This is a genomic window from Caballeronia sp. LP006 (genome assembly GCF_031450995.1).
Lineage (GTDB): Bacteria > Pseudomonadota > Gammaproteobacteria > Burkholderiales > Burkholderiaceae > Caballeronia.
The window spans coordinates 928,918-947,514 of the sequence record NZ_JARTVW010000003.1; the positions used below are offsets into that span (position 1 = coordinate 928,918).

The 18,597-nt window shown below is 61.7% G+C and carries 16 protein-coding genes; 6 read left to right on the forward strand and 10 right to left on the reverse strand.

All coding sequences use genetic code 11. From position 1 onward, the window contains the following. The first annotated feature begins 7 nt into the window (after positions 1-7). From P9250_RS08840 to P9250_RS08855, 4 genes are all read left to right on the forward strand, one after another. Complete coding sequence (locus P9250_RS08840) at positions 8-883, forward strand: alpha/beta fold hydrolase (protein WP_310392461.1); 876 nt, start codon at positions 8-10, stop codon at positions 881-883. Further along, positions 880-1,668 carry a MipA/OmpV family protein gene (locus P9250_RS08845; protein WP_310392463.1) on the forward strand — a complete coding sequence of 263 codons (789 nt, stop codon included), beginning with the start codon at positions 880-882 and terminating at the stop codon, positions 1,666-1,668. The genes P9250_RS08840 and P9250_RS08845 overlap by 4 nt, the downstream gene beginning before the upstream one ends. A 334-nt stretch (positions 1,669-2,002) precedes the next feature. Next, entirely contained in the window at positions 2,003-2,872 is an 870-nt protein-coding gene (locus P9250_RS08850; RefSeq protein ID WP_244830253.1) for an ATP-grasp fold amidoligase family protein, read from the forward strand. A gap of 557 nt (positions 2,873-3,429) precedes the next feature. Then, the gene (locus P9250_RS08855; protein WP_250511135.1) at positions 3,430-4,761 is read left to right on the forward strand and encodes a hypothetical protein; all 1,332 of its coding nucleotides are present in this window, start codon (positions 3,430-3,432) and stop codon (positions 4,759-4,761) included. Between the two features lie 16 nt (positions 4,762-4,777). On the opposite strand, the gene P9250_RS08860 is transcribed toward P9250_RS08855, so the two are convergent. From P9250_RS08860 to P9250_RS08870, 3 genes are all read right to left on the reverse strand, one after another. Beyond that, complete coding sequence (locus P9250_RS08860) at positions 4,778-6,001, reverse strand: glycosyltransferase (RefSeq protein WP_244830251.1); 1,224 nt, start codon at positions 5,999-6,001, stop codon at positions 4,778-4,780. 502 nt (positions 6,002-6,503) lie between these two features. Continuing rightward, the gene (gene eno, locus P9250_RS08865; RefSeq protein WP_310392465.1) at positions 6,504-7,787 is read right to left on the reverse strand and encodes a phosphopyruvate hydratase; all 1,284 of its coding nucleotides are present in this window, start codon (positions 7,785-7,787) and stop codon (positions 6,504-6,506) included. A gap of 2 nt (positions 7,788-7,789) precedes the next feature. Further along, on the reverse strand, positions 7,790-8,818 hold the full coding sequence (locus tag P9250_RS08870; protein ID WP_310392467.1) for an aminoglycoside phosphotransferase family protein: 1,029 nt from the start codon (positions 8,816-8,818) through the stop codon (positions 7,790-7,792). Between the two features lie 123 nt (positions 8,819-8,941). Between P9250_RS08870 and P9250_RS08875 the strand changes: the two genes are divergently transcribed. Beyond that, entirely contained in the window at positions 8,942-9,136 is a 195-nt protein-coding gene (locus P9250_RS08875) for a YqaE/Pmp3 family membrane protein (RefSeq protein WP_244830248.1), read from the forward strand. Between the two features lie 19 nt (positions 9,137-9,155). Here P9250_RS08875 and P9250_RS08880 read toward each other — a convergent pair whose 3' ends face one another. The 7 genes from P9250_RS08880 to P9250_RS08910 all read right to left on the reverse strand — a co-directional run bounded on the left by P9250_RS08880 (position 9,156) and on the right by P9250_RS08910 (position 17,774). Beyond that, a complete protein-coding gene (locus tag P9250_RS08880; RefSeq protein ID WP_250494292.1) occupies positions 9,156-10,898 on the reverse strand; it encodes an IlvD/Edd family dehydratase in 1,743 nt (580 codons plus the stop codon). Between the two features lie 49 nt (positions 10,899-10,947). After that, positions 10,948-12,036 carry a galactofuranose ABC transporter, permease protein YjfF gene (gene yjfF, locus P9250_RS08885; RefSeq protein ID WP_250527526.1) on the reverse strand — a complete coding sequence of 363 codons (1,089 nt, stop codon included), beginning with the start codon at positions 12,034-12,036 and terminating at the stop codon, positions 10,948-10,950. Beyond that, positions 12,033-13,070, reverse strand: coding sequence for an ABC transporter permease (locus P9250_RS08890; RefSeq protein WP_310392470.1), 1,038 nt, complete (start codon positions 13,068-13,070; stop codon positions 12,033-12,035). The genes yjfF and P9250_RS08890 overlap by 4 nt, the downstream gene beginning before the upstream one ends. Beyond that, complete coding sequence (locus P9250_RS08895; RefSeq protein ID WP_310392472.1) at positions 13,067-14,581, reverse strand: sugar ABC transporter ATP-binding protein; 1,515 nt, start codon at positions 14,579-14,581, stop codon at positions 13,067-13,069. Before P9250_RS08895 ends, P9250_RS08890 begins: the two co-directional genes overlap by 4 nt. A 77-nt stretch (positions 14,582-14,658) precedes the next feature. After that, positions 14,659-15,594 carry an ABC transporter substrate-binding protein gene (locus P9250_RS08900; protein ID WP_370652268.1) on the reverse strand — a complete coding sequence of 312 codons (936 nt, stop codon included), beginning with the start codon at positions 15,592-15,594 and terminating at the stop codon, positions 14,659-14,661. Between the two features lie 202 nt (positions 15,595-15,796). Next, positions 15,797-16,771, reverse strand: a complete 975-nt coding sequence (locus P9250_RS08905; protein ID WP_310392475.1) for a LysR family transcriptional regulator — start codon at positions 16,769-16,771, stop codon at positions 15,797-15,799. A gap of 43 nt (positions 16,772-16,814) precedes the next feature. Beyond that, complete coding sequence (locus P9250_RS08910; RefSeq protein WP_310392477.1) at positions 16,815-17,774, reverse strand: helix-turn-helix domain-containing protein; 960 nt, start codon at positions 17,772-17,774, stop codon at positions 16,815-16,817. A 94-nt stretch (positions 17,775-17,868) separates the two neighbouring features. Here P9250_RS08910 and P9250_RS08915 point away from each other — a divergent pair, with 94 nt between their 5' ends. After that, positions 17,869-18,588 (forward strand): GNAT family N-acetyltransferase, encoded by a 720-nt coding sequence (locus P9250_RS08915; protein WP_310392479.1) that lies wholly within the window; start codon positions 17,869-17,871, stop codon positions 18,586-18,588. The last annotated feature ends 9 nt before the right edge of the window (positions 18,589-18,597 follow it).

Sequence of the window (18,597 nt, forward strand, 5' to 3'; positions counted from 1 at the left end):
CATGAACATGCCTTACTTCCCCCCCGCCCAGAACCGGGATCACGCGGTCCTGTTGCTGCACGGCCTGTCCAGTTCGCCGCTCGAATTGCGCTTTCTCGCCCGCTATCTCGGTGAAGAGGGCTTCGCAACGAACACGCCGGAGTTGCCCGGCTACAGCGCGGGCGCCGGACACGCTTCGATGGAAGAATGGCTGCGCGCGGCCGTGGCGGAATTCGACGCGCTGGCGGCGCGGCATCGGCACGTTTCGGTGTGCGGCCTGTCGATGGGCGCGGCGCTCGCCGCCGCGGTCGCCCATGAACGCCCTTCCGCGCGCGCCCTGCTGTTGCTCTCGGTCACGCTCGACTATGACGGCTGGGCCATCCCGTGGTATCGATTCCTGCTCGACTGGGCGTACTACACGCCGTTGCGTACGCGTTATCGCTACCGCGAGCACGAGCCTTATGGTCTGCGCAATGAAGCGCTGCGCACGAAGATCGCCCGCGCGATGCAAAAAGGCGAGATCAGCGAAGTCGGCCCGGCATTCATTTCGATGCCCGCGCTGCACGAGGCCAGCCGTCTCGCGGCATCGGTGCGTGGCAAGCTGAAGCGCGTCACGAGCGACTGCCTCGTCATTCACGCTATCGACGACGAGACCTCGAGCCCGCACAACGCGCGATTCGTCGCGGCAAACGTAGGCGCCTCTTTCTTGCGGACCATCTGGCTCGACGACTCCTATCACATGATCACGTCCGACAACGAGCGCGAAGTGGTGGCTCGCGAATGCACGATGTTCCTGCGCGAGAGCGCATCTGCCTGCGACTCCACCGATGGCACAGGTCCCGTGATGTCGCGTGCCCTGGCGCGTCGGCTCCGGCAAACGGCTGCAGGCGCGAAGAGAGCATGAAGCGCGCGCAAACATTCATCGCGCGCACCTGCGTGGCGCTTGCGGCTTTGCTCGCATTTGGACCGGCACACGCCGCCGACGCGGACACGCAAACGAACGGTGACTGGAAAATCTCGATCGGGTCAGGATTGTACGTGTTCCCCGAATTTCCGGGATCGTCGCGGATCAAGGTATTTCCCTTGCCCGTGCAGGATATTTCCTGGCGCGACCGTATCTTTTCGCAAGGTCCGGACGTGCTCGGCGTCAACGTGCTGCGCGGGGAGAACTACCACGCAGGCATGTCGGTGAGTTTCGACTTTCAGTCGCGATCATCGTCCGATGACGCGCGACTCGACGGCCTGCCCAACGTGCACTACGGACCGAAGCTGCGACTATTCGCCGATTACACTTACTGGGCCTTCACTGGATCGACAGCCGTTTATCAGGACATCGGCGGCACCGGGCAAGGACTCACCGCGATGGCGGATCTCTATGTCTCCGCGCCCATCGGCAAATTGCTGCTGTCGGCGGGGCCGGGGCTGACTTGGGCCAATGGCGCTTATACGCGCACGTTCTTCGGCGTTTCACAGCCGGAAAGCGTGGCGTCCGGATTGCCGCAATACTCCACGGGCTCGGGCCTGCGCGACGTCCACTTCAATCTGGCCGCGAATTACACGATCTCTTCGCACTGGTCGGCCAACCTGGTCGCAGTCGTTGGCCGGCTCGAACGCTTCGCTGCCGGCAGCCCGATTACAGAACGCAGGTTGGATGTGAACGGAATGGCCTCGGTCGCATATCGCTTCTGAACGCAATCTATCAACCTGATTACATACAGATTCGAAAGAGCTTGAGATATCGGGCCTCACGCGCTTGCTTTGGAAATAAACTCCGCGCATTTAGTAAGACGTGAACTTGACGTCCCTTACGTTCCATCGCAACGTGCGTTAGCGCACAAAACCAGCCACGTCGCTGGCCATACTTGACCCACGTGACCTTCTTCACGTCTGAAAGGCTGCAATTTTCACCGCGACTTATTCAGTAACTGCATTATTTTGAATATGGCACATTGTGCGTGCCCTGCTTCGCCAAAACGGAATGAATATCTAATTCACGATGATCGCGAACGCCTTCAAAAATTGGATGCCCGACGAACTCTTCCTCCGTCTGCAGCATCGCAGAAAGATCGGGCGATTCCCGAGTCTTGCAAATCCCGAAACCTTCAACGAGAAAATGCTCCGGCGCAGTCTGAACCCGGACGCGCGCTTTACCGATCTGGCCGACAAGCTCATCGTGCGTGACTTCGTCAGGCGCGTGATCGGCGAAGAACATCTGATTCCGCTGCTCAAGGCGTCCGAGCTCTTCACCGAAGAGGATTTCGAGGCGTTGCCCGACTCCTTCGTCATGAAGGCCAATCACGGCAGCGGCTTCGTCAAGATCGTCCGCGACAAAGCGGAAACGAGTTACCAGGAACTGAGGACGCTTGCCGACCGGTGGCTTGCAACCGACTTTTCCAGAACCGGGCGCGAGCGGCATTACCGCGCGATTCAACCACGGCTGCTTTTCGAAGCCCTGCTTCTCGATGAACAAGGCAACATTCCCGCCGACTTCAAGATCCACTGCTTCAATCCCGAAGAAGGACCTTCCAAGCTGTTTGTCCTGCTGATCTCCGATCGCTATACGGGCCATCCGCGCGGAGATTTCTTCGATGAATCGTGGAACCATCTCGACATCAGGATCGGACACTATCCGCGTAGTGCGACGCCTTGCGAGCGCCCGGCCAACCTCGACGCGATCCTCGCCAAGGCAAGAGCGTTGTCGGCATCCTTCGACTATGTGCGCGTGGATCTTTATGCACCCGACTGCAAGATCTTCTTCGGCGAAATGACCTTCACGCCGGGCGGTGGACTATATCCCCTCTTCCCGGACAGCGTGGATTATCAGTGGGGGCAAATGTTGCAGGCAGCGCCTCTGTTATCCACGCCGAAAATGTCGACGCGGACGATCGGGTGAATCGGCGTGTGTGCGGTTGTCGAAACGCTGACACCGCCCGCATTGGTCACTCAGGCGTGACGTGAACACACTGAGCCATCGGTTCACGTCACGTCACATCGTTTCCCTAAGGCTCTTTCTCTTGAACAACGTCGCGTCTGCGGTTGCGTTGCATTTCGCAAGCCTTCGCTAACCCGAAGCGTTCGTGCGTTATCGATGGTTCAAGATTTCGATCACGCTCTTTGCATTGTCTTTACGACGCATTCACGTTTTTTCATATTACCGCCTCACAAAGCGCCGTTAAGGAAAAGCGTTTGCGCAACTCTGTAGTTCGAGAAGCGACCTGCAAATCCCGGCCGAATTCGTTCAGACTCGAAGTGTTCCGCGTAGTCCCTGGCGTCAACGCAGTCATCGCTTAACGCAGGTATCGAGGGCTCTCGACCGCGCCTCTGGTCAAGGCAGCGCAGGCATCATTTCGCCTTCGATTTATTAGTTCGCATTCCTACTATGTCTAAAGAATGGCGATTTTATCGCAGAGTAATTGGAGTTTTCCGCGAGAAGGCGGATTAGCATATTCGATGATTGATCGACGTAGATTTTTAGCTAGCCTGGGCGCGTTGTCCGGAACCTATACATTGGCCGCCTGCGGAGGTGGAAGCGAAAGCGACGTACCGAACTCGACATCGAGCGCTTCCGGGCGGTCCAGACAACTGAATCCCACTGCAAGAGCGGAGTCGCAAGGCCCATCGCCGGATGGCACGACCATTCCTGACGCAACCGCGATCGTGGACAAACGCGGCTCCGTCTGGACGGTGAATAACGGCGTCGTATTTCAGAACGACACGGCAATATCCATTGCCAACGTTTTGATGCTTCTCTGGTCGGGCGGCAAGATCTATCAGAGAAACACGAGCGGGCAATTCTATGTGTGGTCGAATGACTGGCTACTTTGCCGCGACCCGCGCACACCGCTCGCAGCGCAATCCGGCATGTTCTTCGGCATGAACGGTCATTACGATTATCTCTACACGCCCGCGCAAACCATCGCCATTTTGAATGGCATGGGTTGCAGTATCTATCGGCTCGGGTGCAATGAGACGTCGGCTGAACTCAGACCTGTCGCAAGGATGGCGAGGGCCATGAACGGAACGGGCATCGAACTGTTCTGTCTGATTCAACAAGGATTGACGGATGACTGGGGTAACCTGTTCGGGAGCGAGGCCGCGGCCTACGCAAAGGCCTACAGCACAGGCGTGACGGTCGCGAGCACGCTGAAGCCGTACGGCGTGACGATGTACGAATGCGGCAACGAACTCACGCGCCGAGCTCAGACTGTAATCGACTCGAATCGCGCCGGAACGGATGTCGCCGACTTCAACAACGATAACTGGCCGGTCATGCGCGGCGTCATGCGCGGATTGATCGACGGCGTGAAGGCCGCGCAGCCCGACGCCATGTGCGGCATCAACTTCTGTGTGGCGGATATCGGTGCATCGGACGCGTTATGGGAAGGCAATCAGCCGGACGGCACGAGCGGTCATCCCGTAGTCCGCTGGGACATGACGACATGGCATAACTACGAGGTCTATGGCGATTTGTTCGATATCGGTTCGGATGGCGCGGGCCCGCACTTCGACCTGCCGCAATACTGCAAGGCGCGTTACGGCGTTCCCTTCATGATTACCGAGTGGAATGCCAATCCCGAACAAAGCGACGACTACCGGAGCGCGTTCGTGCAGTCCCGATTGCAATCGTTCTACGACGCCCGCAAGACGCACAACATTCAATCCACCATGTATTACGTGCTCGACAGCGGCGACCACACCTTCGGCATCATGCACAACAGCGTGCCGATCTTGCCGACGTATCTGAGCTTCGTGAATTTCGTCCGCTCGCACGCGGATTCCTGAAACCGCGCAAACCGCATCACGTTGCGATCTCGCGCGCTTCGCCCGCGCGCGCCTCGACCAGAATGGCCTCCAGTTCCGCGTGCAACGTGCGGTTGTTGAAGTTCGTTTCGATAGTGTGCCGCGCGGTCGCGCGCATCTTGTCGGTGTCGATCTGTCCTTTGGCGATTTTTTCGAGCGCGGCGGAAATGCTCGGCCCCGAGCGCTCGTCGACGAGCACGCCGGTCTCGCCATCCACCACAAGTTCGGGAATGCCGCTATGACGCGTTGCGACGACGATCGCGCCGGTAGCCATTGCTTCCATGATCGACACCGGAATGCCTTCCATGTCGCCGTTGGCGGCCGTCACGGACGGCAGCAGAAACACGTCGGTGCGCTTTAGTTCCGCGAACACTTCGTCCTGTGCGCGCGCGCCGAGAAAGTTGACCGGATTGCGGTTATTCGCGGCCATCGCGCGCAAGTCGGCCTCAAGTGGGCCGTAGCCGATCACGTTGTATTCCACGGGCAGGCTGCAATCGCGAACGCCGGCAATCGCATATTCAAGGCCTTTTTTCTCGACGAATCTTCCCACGCTCAGCACTTTGAGCGGGCGTCCGGGCTTCTGCTTGTCGGTGGCAAGCGGCAGTTGCTCGACATCCACTCCCACGTGATGCACGAGCGTCCGCGATGCAGGCGCGCCCCAGTCGATCAGGCGCATCCGCCAGAATTCGCTGACCGGCAGCGACAGCGACCCCCGTCCGAAGAGCTGCTTGTAGTGCGGCAGATAACGCTTGACGAGCGCTTCATCGCTCATGTCGAAGCCATGAAAGACGGTGGAGATAGGGCCTTCAAAGTAGCCCGCATCGCGCAGATACATGGCGCGCACGCCGAGGGGACCGAAATGTGCGATCACCGCATCGAAACTTTCGTGCGACATCGCTCCGCCGCCCGAGAGGTCGAACAGCGTCGAGCGGCAACCGGATGTCGCCGCGCGCCAGGCCACGCCGATGCGTTTGCGTCCTTCCGGCGTTGACAGTGAGCTCAGTCCGAAGCGCGCCAGATGCGCAATGCGTGCCGCCGTGCCCTGTTTGCGACGAAATATGCGTAATTCGATCTGGCCTTTGAGCGGATCGTCGGCGCCTTCGTCATAGCGCGCGGCAAGGACGACCACATGATGTCCTCGTTCCGCGAATCCCGCGATCTGACGGACCACGAAGGTTTCCGATGCAACAGGATAGCTGTCGACAACAAACGCGATTTTCATGCGCCTCTCCGCTTCCGCATCATTTTTCATGATGCGGGTACGCTAGTAAGGGGGACGAATCAAATGGTGTGCACGCTTGCCATGCCTTGTTGTCCACACCTGCCCATCGTTCGATAGTGCTCAGGCCAGCATAGTCCAAAATGCCACGCATTGTTGCTTTGCCGCTGGCGCTTCGTTCATCGGTGCCTTTATCTTTGCGCGTCGATGCGCAATTACGCACACCGATGGATCATGCTTTCATCGCGGCAAGTTCCAGACCATGTTGAACAAAGGCGTGAGTCACGCCTTAGGGCCGACAACATGAGCAAGCAATTTGCCAGACCGTCGAACGCAACATACTCGCGCACACGCCAACGCTCGCGATCGCTTGAGGAATGAACGAAGCAGCCACTGGTTAAATTCCACACGTTATGTATTTTTCGTGGAATAAGTGCTCACTATTCGTCTGAATATTGTAAAAAGGCACCGGGACGGTCGCTTCGGCCTCTTAACGGACGCGCTCCTATCGCCTGCGCCCGAGCATCGACATACCCGCAAACTGTGCCGCGTCGCCAAGCGCTTCTTCCACGCGAATCGCCTCGTTCCACTTGGCCATGCGTTCCGAGCGCGAGAACGAGCCGACTTTGAGCTGGCCCGCATTCCAGCCAACGGCAAGATGCACGATGGTCGTATCCTCCGTCTCACCCGAGCGCGCCGATACGATCGTGCCAAACCCCGCGTTCTTTCCCGCTTCGAGCGCCGCATACGTCTCCGTCACCGTACCCGCCTGATTCAACTTGATGAGGACAGCGTTGACATCGCGTCGCTCGGCGGCCTTTGCGATGCGCGCCGCGTTCGTCACGAGGTAATCGTCGCCGATCACCTGCACGCGTTCTCCCACCGCTGCCGTGAATCGGCGCAAGCCGGCCGCATCGTCCTCGCTCAACGGGTCTTCCATCGACACGATCGGGTAACGGTCGCACCATCGGAGCATCAGTTCGCACATGGCGTCGCTGTCGAGCTCGCGGCGCTCCAGGCCGAGCTTGTAACGCCCGCCCGAGCCGAATTCGGATGCGGCGATATCGAGCGAAATGGCGACTTGCTCGCCCGGAACGAACCCCGCTTCTTCGATAGCCGCGACGAGCGTATCCAGCGCCGCTTCGTTGCTCTCGAACACGGGCCAGTGCCCGCCTTCGTCGGCGACACCGGCAAGATGACCACGCTTCGCCATGATCCTGCCCGCAGCCAGATAGACCTCGGCGGTAATCTCCAGCGCTTCGTCGAAACTTTTCGCGGATGGCGCCATGACCATCAGGTCCTGAATGTCGATACGCCGGCCAGCATGCGCGCCGCCGCCGAAGATCTGGATTTCCGGGCTCGGAATGCTGACGGTTCGGCCGTTGGCGACATAAGCCCACAGCGGCTGCCGACGGTCTGCCGCCGCGGCATGCAGAACCGCAAGCGACGTCGCGACCAACGCATTGCCGCCAAGCCGCGATTTGTCCTCGGTGCCATCGAGCTCGATCAGACGCGCATCGATTTGCGTCTGCCCGAGCGCATCCATGCCGATCAGCGCCGCCGCGATTTCATCGTCGATACCGCGTAACGCATCGCTCACGCCGAAGCCGCCCAGCGCGGCCGCCCCGTCGCGCCGATCCACCGCCTCGAAACGCCCGCGAGAAGCGCCCGCCGGGGCCATGCCGCGTCCTTTGGCGCCGCTTGCCAGCGTCACTTCCACTTCCACGGTCGGACGTCCGCGCGAATCCCAAATGCGGCGGCCGTGGACGGATGTAATCGCGCTGCTCATATTCAGACTCCCGCGGGTTTATCGATGGATGCCGCCTCGTTCCAGCGCTTTCGCCATTGCTCAAGGGAATCGACCGGTTCGATGAGAAGGCCGCGCGCAAGTTCGCGCACCGCCTGTATGGCGGCTGGATCTTGCAGATACTCGACGGGCGATTTGCCATCGACCCGCGCGAGCAACAACGCCGGCAAGAGCCGCGCGCAACGCAGATCTATCCGTTCCGCTGGTTCCCAATCGACGGCCGCCAGATATCGACCGCTCAGGGCGTCGAAGCTTCCGGCATAGCGTTCTCGCCAATGCGGATTGAGAAAGCTCTTCAGGACGAAGTGATTCAGGCAGAACGCGAGGTCGAAGGCCGGATCGCCGTAGGTTGCGCATTCGGCATCGAGGAAGACGGGGCCGTCGGCACCGCACAGGACGTTCTTCGGGCTCACGTCGCCATGAACCAGCGCGATGCGCGCAGCCGAAACCGAATCCGCCAGATCGCCGAGTGTGTTCGCCAGGTCGGGATGACGCGCGGCTGTCGCCCGCAGATAAGGCTCGATGCGGATGGACTCGAAGGTATCGTGATTCGCGAACTGCGCCGCGAGCGCAGCCGAACCCGCGCTTCTCTCATGAATCTGCGCAAGAAGGAAACCGACTTGCGCGGCGAAAGTGTCGTCGATCTCGCCTTTCAGCAGCTTCGCCTTCCAGACGGGGTTATGTTCCGCCGGAAGATACGCCATCGCGAAGCAGCCGAGCGGCGCGTCTTCGAACAGAATCGCAGGCACCGCGTGCGGCAGCCAGGTCGCGACACAGCGCAGCCACGCGGCTTCGGCGGCATTGCGGCTGACGGGCGCATGCCAGTCCGCCGCGACCTTGAGCTTGCCGAGCGCGCGCTTGATGCAGAACGTAGCGCGGCGCGCATCGACGCGCCAGATATCCGAAGACACGCCACCCGTCAGGCGCGTGAAGCGCGGTTCTTCGTCGGCATCGAGCAGGCGATGCTGGCGCAACGCGTCAACAAGGTGCGCGAGGTCGGTGGCTTCGGTCATCGAATGTCGGCCGGGCGTTTGGCGAGTTTGTCAAAGTAGGTCCCGGCCTCATGTTATGGGATCGCGCAAGCAGGTGCAACGCGGATGGTAAAGTCACCAGACCATCACATCCGAGGACCGCATATGCGTCTCTTGCTCGCACTCATCCTTCCGTGGCTGCAGTTCTTCACGATCGGCCGACCGATTGCCGGCATCATCTGCCTGCTTCTTCAGATCACGTTGATTGGCTGGATTCCCGCCGCGATCTGGTCGGTCTACGCGCTCAGCCAGTACAACACCGAGAAGAAAATCCAGCGCGCTTTCGGAGCGCGCGGCTGACAGGCAGAACGCGCGGGCGTCAATGGGAATGGCGCGGAACATCGGCGCCACGGCATCCCACGAGAAAGTCGAAGTCGCAGCCCTGATCGGCTTGCAAAACGTGATCGATGTACAGCTTGCCGTAGCCGCTCGTGTTCTCGCCCGCTTTGCGCGGTTCTTCCGCCCAGCGGGCGAGCCGCGTCCTCAGCGTCTCGTCGCTGATGTCCAAATGCAGGCGCCCCGCGAAGCAGTCCATCTCGATCCAGTCGCCTTCTTCCACCACCGCGAGCGGACCACCGGCGCGCGCTTCGGGCGCTACATGCAGCACCACCGTGCCGTAAGCCGTGCCGCTCATGCGGGCGTCGGAGATGCGCACCATGTCGGTCACGCCCTGCGCCAACAGCTTCGGCGGCAAGCCCATGTTGCCGACTTCGGCCATGCCCGGATAACCCTTCGGGCCGCAGTTCTTCATGACCAGGATCGAATCGGCGGTGACGTTCAATTCGGGATCGCCGATCCTCGCCTTGTAATCGTCGAAGTTCTCGAACACGACCGCCCGGCCGCGATGCTTGAGCAACGCCGGCGTCGCGGCGGACGGCTTGAGCACCGCGCCGTTCGGCGCGAGATTGCCTCGCAAAATGCACAGCGCGCCGTCTTCCACGAGCGGGCGGTCGAGTGGACGAATCACCTCGGCGTCGTGGATGGGCGCGTCTTTCGTGTTGTCCCAGAGTGAGCGGCCGTTGGCCGTCAGCGCGTCGGGATACGGCAGCAAGCCCGCTTCGCCCAGACGCCGGATCACGCCGGGCAAACCGCCCGCGTAGTAAAACTCTTCCATCAGAAAGCGTCCGGACGGTTGCAAGTCGACGAGCGTCGGCGTGCCGCGGCCGATGCGCGTCCAGTCGTCGAGTTCCAGGTCCACGCCGATACGGCCGGCAATCGCCTTCAGATGGATGGTCGCATTCGTCGATCCGCCAATTGCCGCGTTGACGCGAATCGCGTTTTCGAACGCCTGCCGCGTAAGGAGTTTCGAGAGCCGCAAGTCGTCGAGCGCCATCTCCACGATCCGCATGCCCGACATGTGCGCGAGCACGTAGCGCCTGGCATCCACCGCGGGAATCGCCGCGTTGTGCGGCAAGGTCACGCCGAGCGCTTCGGCCATGCACGCCATGGTCGATGCCGTCCCCATGGTGTTGCAGGTTCCAGCCGAACGCGACATGCCCGCTTCCGCCGACATGAATTCATGCAGCGTGATCTTGCCCGCCTTCACCTGCTCGCTCAGTTGCCACACGACGGTGCCCGAACCGATATCGCGACCCTGATGCTTGCCGTTGAGCATCGGGCCGCCGCTGACCGCGATCGCGGGCACGTCGCAACTCGCCGCGCCCATCAGCAAGGCGGGCGTGGTCTTGTCGCAGCCGACCAGCAGCACGACGGCATCGACGGGATTGCCGCGAATGGATTCCTCTACGTCCATGCTGGCGAGATTGCGCGTCAACATGGCTGTAGGCCGCAGATTCGATTCGCCGTTGGAAAACACCGGAAACTCCACCGGAAAGCCGCCCGCCTCGAAGACGCCGCGCTTCACGTGCTCCGCGATCTTCCTGAAATGCGCGTTGCAAGGCGTGAGTTCCGACCACGTATTGCAGATGCCGATAATCGGCTTGCCCTGAAACTCGTGGTCCGGAATGCCCTGATTCTTCATCCAGCTTCGATACATGAAGCCGTTCTTGTCCTGGGTTCCGAACCATTGAGCGGAACGGAGCAGGCGTTTTTCATTGGGCATGACGGATTCTCGACGAGGGTGGCAGGGTGTGCGTGCTTATGTGCGTGATTCAGGTTCTGGGGACCATCGCGAGCGGCTCGGCTTTGCTCGCGGTATCGGACGGCAAAGGCGTGCGCGGCTCTTTCGACCCGATGCCTTCGCCGAGCTTCGTCCCATTCGATTTACGGCGCGCGGCATGACGTTCGATGACTCGCTGCAGCAGACAGAACGCGCACAGAAGCGCGCCGATCACGATGCGCGTCCACCATGAACTGAGCGTGCCGTCGAAGGTAATCAACGTCTGGATGGTGCCGAGAATGCCTACGCCGAACACCGAACCGATCACATAGCCCACGCCGCCCGTGAGCAGGGTTCCGCCGATCACCGTCGCGGCGATGGCGTCGAGTTCCATGCCCTGCCCTTGCAATCCGTAGCCCGAGAGCACGTATAGCGTGAACACCACGCCGCCGAGCGCCGAGCAGAAACCCGAGAGCGCATAGACGCCGACCTTGGTGCGCGCGACGGGCAAGCCCATCAGCAGCGCCGAGCGTTCGTTGCCGCCGACCGCATACACGTTGCGTCCGAAGCGCGTGAAGTGGGCGACGAAGATCGCCACGATCAGCGTGACGATGGCGATCAGCGCGCCCGTCGTGAGCGACGCGCCGCCGACATCCACATGAAAGGCGGACAGCGCGCGGAACGTGGAATCGGTGATGGTGATGGATTGCGTCGTGATGAGAAAGCAGGCGCCGCGCGCGAGGAACATCCCGGCCAGCGTGACGATGAACGGTTGCAGCCTGAAGAAGTGGATGAGCGCGCCCATCGCCGCGCCATAGCAGGCGCCGAAGGCCAGCACGAGCGGCACGATGATCCACACCGGCCAGTGCAGACGTTCGGCGAACACGGCGCACAGGATCGTCGTCAGAGCGACGACCGAGCCGACCGACAAATCGATGCCGCCCGACACGATCACGAACGTCATGCCAATGGCGACGATCAGCAAGAACGCGTTGTCGATCAGCAAGCCGAGCAGCACTTGCAGCGAGAAGAAGCCGGTGTACATCACCGAGCCGAAGCCGAACAGAGCCGCGAACAGAACGACGGTGACGACGATAGGCAAGATGCGCGGGTCCGTCAGACGGTCGAAGAAACTTTTCATCGGGATGCCTCCGCGAGCGGCTGTTTCGAAGCGGACGTAAAGACGCGTCGCAACTGCCGCATCAGCACGGCGCGCGCGGTGGACGACTGAATCACGCTGACGACGAGCACCACCGCTGCCTTCACCACGAGCGTCGCTTCGGGCGGCACACCGATGGAATAAGTCGTGTAGGTGAGCGTCTGGATGATGAGCGCGCCGAGCACCGTGCCTGCAAGACTGAAGCGCCCGCCGAGCAGCGAAGTGCCGCCGAGCGTGACGGCGAGAATCGCGTCGAGTTCGAGCAGGAGACCGGCGTTGTTGCCGTCGGCGCTGCGCACGTTCGAACTGGCGAGAATGCCCGCCATGGACGCCGTCAACCCGGAGAATGCATACACGCCGAACACGATCACGTTCGAGCGCAAGCCGACGAGCCGGGTTGCAACCGGATTCACGCCGATAGCCCGAATGAAAAGCCCGAGCGCGGTGCGATCGACGAGAAGCGCCGTGAGGATGAGCGCGCCCGCCGCGATCCACACGGAACACGGGACGCCCGCCAGATAGCCGCCGCCGACCATCAAATAAGCCTGCGCGCCGATCGGGATGATCTGGCCGCCCGTCAGCAACTGCGCGACGCCGCGTCCCGCAACCATCAGGATGAGCGTCGCGATGATCGGCTGCATGCCGATGAACGCCACCAGCAAGCCGTTCCACATGCCCGCGAGAACGCCGACCGCGAGCGCCGCCGCGATGGCAAGCGTCACGCGGGAAGGATCGTCGGCGAGGATCGTGGCGGCCGTCGCGCCGGCAATCGCGACGATCGCGCCCACCGAGATATCGATGCCGCGCGTCGCTATCACGAGCGTCATGCCGAGCGAGACGAGCACGAGCGGCGCCGCGCGATTCAGAATATCGACGGGCGCGCCGAACAGGTGGCCATCGAGCATGGCAATCGACAGGAACCGCGGGTTATGCGCCAGATCGAGCAGACACAGCGCGACGAGCGTCACGCAGGGCCACACGAGCGGATGCTGCAAGACACCTTTGATACGGTTCATTGCGATCCTCCCGCGATCAGCCGATACACCTCGTCTTCCGAGGTCGTATGTCCCGCGACCTCGGCGACCTTGCGCCGGTCGCGCAACACCGCAATCCGGTGACTCACGCGCACGACCTCGCTCACTTCGGACGAGATGAAGAGAATGCCGAGCCCTTTCGCGCAGAGCGCGAGCACGCGGTCCATGATCTCGAACTTCGCGGCCACGTCTATGCCGCGCGTCGGTTCATCGAGAATCAGCATGCGCGGCTCCGTTGCAAGCCAGCGCGCGAGCAGCACCTTTTGCTGATTGCCGCCAGAGAGCAGACCGATAGGCTGCTCGGCATCGCGCGCCTTGATGCCTAGCTGCTCGATATAGTCGTCGGCGATCTCGCGTTGCTTCGCCTTCCGAATGCAGCGCCAAAGCCCGAGCCGCGCCTGAAGCGCCAGGACGATGTTCTCGCGAATCGACAGGTCCGCGACAATGCCTTCCTTCTTGCGATCCTCCGGGCAATAGCCGATGCCCTGACGCACCGCATCGCGCGGCGAATGCAGCTTGACCGGCTTGCCGGACACCTTCGTCGCGCCTGCATCGGAACGCTCCGCGCCGAAGAGAAGCCGCGCGGTTTCCGTGCGCCCCGAACCGAGCAAGCCCGCGAGCCCGAGTATCTGACCCGGCTGCACGTCGAGATCCACGGGATTCATCAAGCCGCGACGGCCCACGCCGCGCATTTCGAGAAACGGCGCAGCCGCGCCTCGTTGCGCGGGCGGCTCGGAAGCCGCGCGCTTCAGGCGCTCGGTCATGCGTTCGTGGCCCACCATCTTCGACACGAGCAGTTCGACCGGAAGATCTTTCGCGAGATATTCGCCTTCGCGCTCGCCATTGCGCATGACCGTGATGCGATCCGATACCGCATAGGTCTGTTCCAGAAAGTGCGTCACGAAGAGAATCGCGAGACCTGAATGGCGGAGCTTGCGCAACACGTCGAAGAGTCGCGTGACTTCGCCGTCGTCGAGACTGGAGGTCGGTTCATCGAGGATCAGGACGCGCGCATCGACCGACAAGGCACGCGCAATCGCCACCATCTGTTGCACGGCGATGGGATACGTATCGAGCGATTTCGTGACGTCCACCGGAACGTTGAGGTCCGCGAGCGCCTTTTGCGCCCGCACGTGGATGCTCTTCCAGTCGATCGCGCCATGCCGCTTCAACTGCCTGCCGGCGAAGACGTTCTCCGCCACCGAGAGATTCGGACACAGGTTCACTTCCTGATAGAGCGTGCGAATTCCGGCGGCTTCCGCTTCCATGGGCGCGGCGAAATTCACGGGACTGCCACCGAGCCGGATCTCGCCTGCATCGTGCTCGTGGACGCCCGTCAGCACATTGATGAGCGTCGATTTGCCGGCGCCGTTCTGCCCCATCAACGTATGAATCTCGCCCGGAAACAAACGAAAATCGACGTCGTGCAGTGCGCGCACGCCGGGGAACGACTTGGACAAACCGATGGTTTCGAGCACGGGTGTGTCGGTCATGGATATCGCCGGAAAGGGAATGAGTCGTCCATCGCGCTCACATGATGGCGCGATGGACGTGCGATGGCGCCCGAGCTTCAGTATTTGCGCTGCGGCAGCGTGGCCGCGGCGACGCTCATCGGGAAGATGGTCTCTTCGGTCACGATACGCTTGGGCAGTTCCTTGCCCGCGACCACATCCTTCACCGCGGTCATCAACTGCGGGCCGAGCAGCGGACTGCATTCCACGTCCACGTTGATCTTGCCCGCGACCATGGCGTCGAAACCGCCCTTGGTTGCATCGAACGAAACGACCGTGATGTCCTTGCCCGGCTTCATGCCCGCCTCCTCCATTGCCTGAATGGCGCCGAGCGCCATGTCGTCGTTATGCGCGTAGACCACGTTGATCTGCTTGCCGTAGGTCTTCGCGAAGGCTTCCATGACCTGCTTGCCGCCAGCGAGCGTGAAGTCGCCGCTTTGCGAGGCGATCACCTTGAACTTGGGATCGTTCTTGATGACTTCGAGCAGACCCGCACGCCGGTCGTTCGCCGGCGCCGATCCCACCGTGCCCTGCAACTCGACGATATTGATCGGCCCCTTCTCGTTCTTGTAGCGTTCTTCCAGCCACTTGCCGCCGCGCCGGCCTTCTTCGAGGAAGTCCGAGCCGATCATCGTCACATAGAGCGACTTGTCTTTCACGTCGATGTTGCGGTCGGTCAGGATCACGGGAATCTTGGCGTTTTTCGCTTCGATGAGAATCGGCTCCCAGCCCGACTCGACGACCGGCGAGAACGCGATCACATCGACCTTCTGCGCAATGTAGGAGCGTATGGCCTTGATCTGATTTTCCTGCTTCTGCTGGGCGTCGGAGAATTTGAGGTTGATGCCCGCGTCTTTCGCGGCGGACTTGACCGAGACCGTATTGGCCGTGCGCCAGGCGCTCTCCGCGCCGACCTGTGCGAAGCCGAGCGTGATCTTCTTGTCGTCGGCGTGTGCATTCACACTCGCGGCGAGTACCAGCACCGAACCAAGCATTGCGCCGAGCACCGCGCGTCGGGTCTGTTTCATGGCTGTCTCCTGATTGGATCATGTGCGCCGCGGCTCGAAGTCCGGGGTCGAAGGCTCAGGCTGAGCCCCCGGCAAGGTTAGCCCTCACTCCCATGATGGTCCAATCACTTATTCAGCGATCCCGATACCAATGTTGATATAGTGGAAAACGCGATTCGGGCTTACCCGGTCAGGCGCTCAGGGCATCGGCGGACACGCCGTATACTTCGGCGGCGGCGTCGTGAAGCGCATGCAGCACCACGGTCGCCGCGGGCGAGAGCGCATGCGCTTGCCGCGTGATGATGCCGAATGCATCCATGCGGCAAGGCAGGTCGATTGCAAGACGCTTGAGCGTGCCGAAGCGCTCGTATTGCCGCGCCACTTCATCGGGCATGACGGCGAGCATGTCGCTCTGCAACAGAAGGCTCGATATCGCCAGAAAGTTGTTGGTGTTGACCACATTCCGCGGCGGGTTCAGCCCAAGCTCCGCGAACGCCATGTCGATACGATGCCGCAAGACACTCCCCGGCGGATGCAGCACCCATTCGGCGTCGGCGATACCGCTCATGGTGAGCCCCGCAATCTGTTCGAGCGGATGCCCGGGGCGCACCACCACGCACAGCGGTTCATCGGCGATGGGCGCGTATTGCACGGCGGGCTTAAGTTGCACGTGCTGCTGGAGCACGCGGCCGATCATCACGTCGAGTTGCCCCTGCGTGAGAAGCGGCAGCATGACATCGGAAGTCTCCACCTGCAGCCAGATTTGCAGTTGCGGATACTGCGCCTTCACGCGTCCGATGGCGAGCGGAACCATTCTAGCCGTTGCCGCCGCGATTACGCCGACGCGCACTTCGCCCACCAGACCGGCGCGCAAGGCGGCAATCTCGTCTTGCGCCTTGTTGAGATTCGACAGCACCATGCGCGCATGACGGATCATCACTTCGCCGTAGAGCGTCGCCTGCATGCCGTGCGGCGTGCGATCGAAGAGACGCACGTCCAGCACATCTTCGAGTTCCTTCAGAAGCCGCGATGCCGCTGGCTGCGTCATGCCGAGGACATCGGCGGCACGGCGCACGTTGCCCTCTTCCTCCATCGCGGCGAGCAACAAGAGCTGGCGCGTCTTGAGCCGCGCGCGCACGAACCAGTTCGAGTGTCCCTGTGTCAATGCCGTCTCCCGGTTTTATGTTGTGGTCGCCCGATGCCTGGCGTTATCGCCCGGCGCGCAACTCGCGCACGCCACGTCCGAGCCTGCGGCGCAGCAAGGTGCGCAAGGTCGCCGTATCGGCATAGCCGACTTCGCTTGCAATCTTCTCGATGTCGTAGCCGATAGCGACGAGGTGCTGCGCGCGTTCTATGCGCAAGTCCTGAAAGAACGCCAGCGGCGACTTGCCGAGCACCGACTCGGTACGGCGCTGCAACGTGCGCGGCCCGACCGACAAGGCACTCGCCGCCGCCTGAAGCGAAAAGCCCGCCGCGAGATTGTCGCGCGCCCATCGCTCGAAACGCGCGACTAAAGGGTCGGCATGCGCGAGATGATCGGGGATGATGTATTCCGCCTGCGACGCACGCTTGTCGATGAGCATCATGCGAGCGACACGCGTCGCCAGTTCGGGACTCGTCTGACGCAGCAACCATAACGCGAGATCGAGATGACCCATTGCGGAGCCCGCCGTGACGACGCCTTGCGATGCGACGACCATGCGCGAATCGTCGAGCATGACGGCCGGATAGCGCTGTCGGAAAAACGGTGCAAGCGACCATGTGGTCGTGGCCTCGCGATGATCGAGCAAACCGGCTTCGGCCAATATGAACGTGCCGATGCACGCCGCCGCTACGCCCGCGCCCGCAGCGTGCCGCGCTTGCAGATAAGCGATCGCCTCGCGCGTGTCGCGACGTTCGAGCGCCTCGGCAAGCCGCTCTGGCTGCCTCACGTTCAGCGCGGGCACGACGATCCAGTCTGGCGACGGCGCGCTGCTCGCCAATTCGACCGAAGTCGACAAGCCATGCGCGGTGCGAACACGTCTGCGCATGCCGATGAGCCTCACCTCGAACGGCGCGGCCTCGAACCCTTGCGCGGCGGCCAGTTCGTTGGCCATCGAAAAGGTATCGAGAAACACGGTCAGTCCGGTGTCGAACAGGCCGTCGAGCGCGAGGATTGCCAGTCTCATGTCGCAAATAGTGCTAATAATGTCATTTGCGACTATAGCCCCGTGCGCCCGGGCCGTCTAGACTGCACAGCAATCACACGCCATTGGAGCGCCCATGAGCCATCCGAAACCTGCCGACCTCGACCGCCCTATCTGGGAGGCGCTGACGACCCGACACGCACACCTCGCGCTCGGCGACACGCTCGTTCGTCGATATCATCCCGACGTCGCGCCGTTCGCCGCGCTGGCAACCGCAACGCCGGATGCGTATGCCGCCCTTCACCGCCTTCTGCAGCCTGGACAGCAAGTGGCCTTGCTCTCCACGGAGCCCTTGCCGTCATACGATGCCTTGCAGATAACGCGTGTCGGCATCCTTCATCAGATGGTCGCGAACACTCGCAAAGCGCCCAAAGCCGCAAGCGTCGAAAAGCTGGATGTGATCCGACTCACCCAGGCAGATAACGACGACATGCTGGATCTTGCCGGAAGAACGAGGCCCGGGCCGTTCTCCGTGCGGACCCGCGAGACGGGCGATTACATCGGCGTGCGAGACAACGGGCGACTCATTGCAATGGCCGGTGAACGCCTGCATCTAGATGGTTACGTCGAGATCAGCGCCGTATGTGTCGATGAAACGCATCGCGGCAGAGGCCTTGCCGGGCGGCTCATGCAGATCCTGCAACGAGAGATCGAGGCGCGCGCGGAGACACCGTTCTTGCACGTGTTCAGCGACAATCTCGCGGCTATCGGTCTATATGAACGTCTCGGCTTCGAGTTGCGGCGCGCGTTTCATCTCGCGCGAGTCGAGCATGCGGCCTCGCGCGAATCGATTTGAAGCATCAGG

Excerpts from the sequence above, each read along its gene's own strand:
- P9250_RS08895 (WP_310392472.1), bottom strand. The coding sequence starts at position 14,581 with ATGACCGACACACCCGTGCTCGAAACCATCGGTTTGTCCAAGTCGTTC.
- P9250_RS08850 (WP_244830253.1), top strand. The coding sequence starts at position 2,003 with ATGCCCGACGAACTCTTCCTCCGTCTGCAGCATCGCAGAAAGATCGGG.
- yjfF (WP_250527526.1), bottom strand. The coding sequence starts at position 12,036 with ATGAAAAGTTTCTTCGACCGTCTGACGGACCCGCGCATCTTGCCTATC.
- P9250_RS08840 (WP_310392461.1), top strand. The coding sequence starts at position 8 with ATGCCTTACTTCCCCCCCGCCCAGAACCGGGATCACGCGGTCCTGTTG.
- P9250_RS08875 (WP_244830248.1), top strand. The coding sequence starts at position 8,942 with ATGCGTCTCTTGCTCGCACTCATCCTTCCGTGGCTGCAGTTCTTCACG.
- P9250_RS08890 (WP_310392470.1), bottom strand. The coding sequence starts at position 13,070 with ATGAACCGTATCAAAGGTGTCTTGCAGCATCCGCTCGTGTGGCCCTGC.
- P9250_RS08845 (WP_310392463.1), top strand. The coding sequence starts at position 880 with ATGAAGCGCGCGCAAACATTCATCGCGCGCACCTGCGTGGCGCTTGCG.
- P9250_RS08910 (WP_310392477.1), bottom strand. The coding sequence starts at position 17,774 with ATGAGACTGGCAATCCTCGCGCTCGACGGCCTGTTCGACACCGGACTG.
- eno (WP_310392465.1), bottom strand. The coding sequence starts at position 7,787 with ATGAGCAGCGCGATTACATCCGTCCACGGCCGCCGCATTTGGGATTCG.
- P9250_RS08880 (WP_250494292.1), bottom strand. The coding sequence starts at position 10,898 with ATGCCCAATGAAAAACGCCTGCTCCGTTCCGCTCAATGGTTCGGAACC.
- P9250_RS08915 (WP_310392479.1), top strand. The coding sequence starts at position 17,869 with ATGAGCCATCCGAAACCTGCCGACCTCGACCGCCCTATCTGGGAGGCG.
- P9250_RS08860 (WP_244830251.1), bottom strand. The coding sequence starts at position 6,001 with ATGAAAATCGCGTTTGTTGTCGACAGCTATCCTGTTGCATCGGAAACC.
- P9250_RS08855 (WP_250511135.1), top strand. The coding sequence starts at position 3,430 with ATGATTGATCGACGTAGATTTTTAGCTAGCCTGGGCGCGTTGTCCGGA.
- P9250_RS08900 (WP_370652268.1), bottom strand. The coding sequence starts at position 15,594 with ATGCTTGGTTCGGTGCTGGTACTCGCCGCGAGTGTGAATGCACACGCC.
- P9250_RS08870 (WP_310392467.1), bottom strand. The coding sequence starts at position 8,818 with ATGACCGAAGCCACCGACCTCGCGCACCTTGTTGACGCGTTGCGCCAG.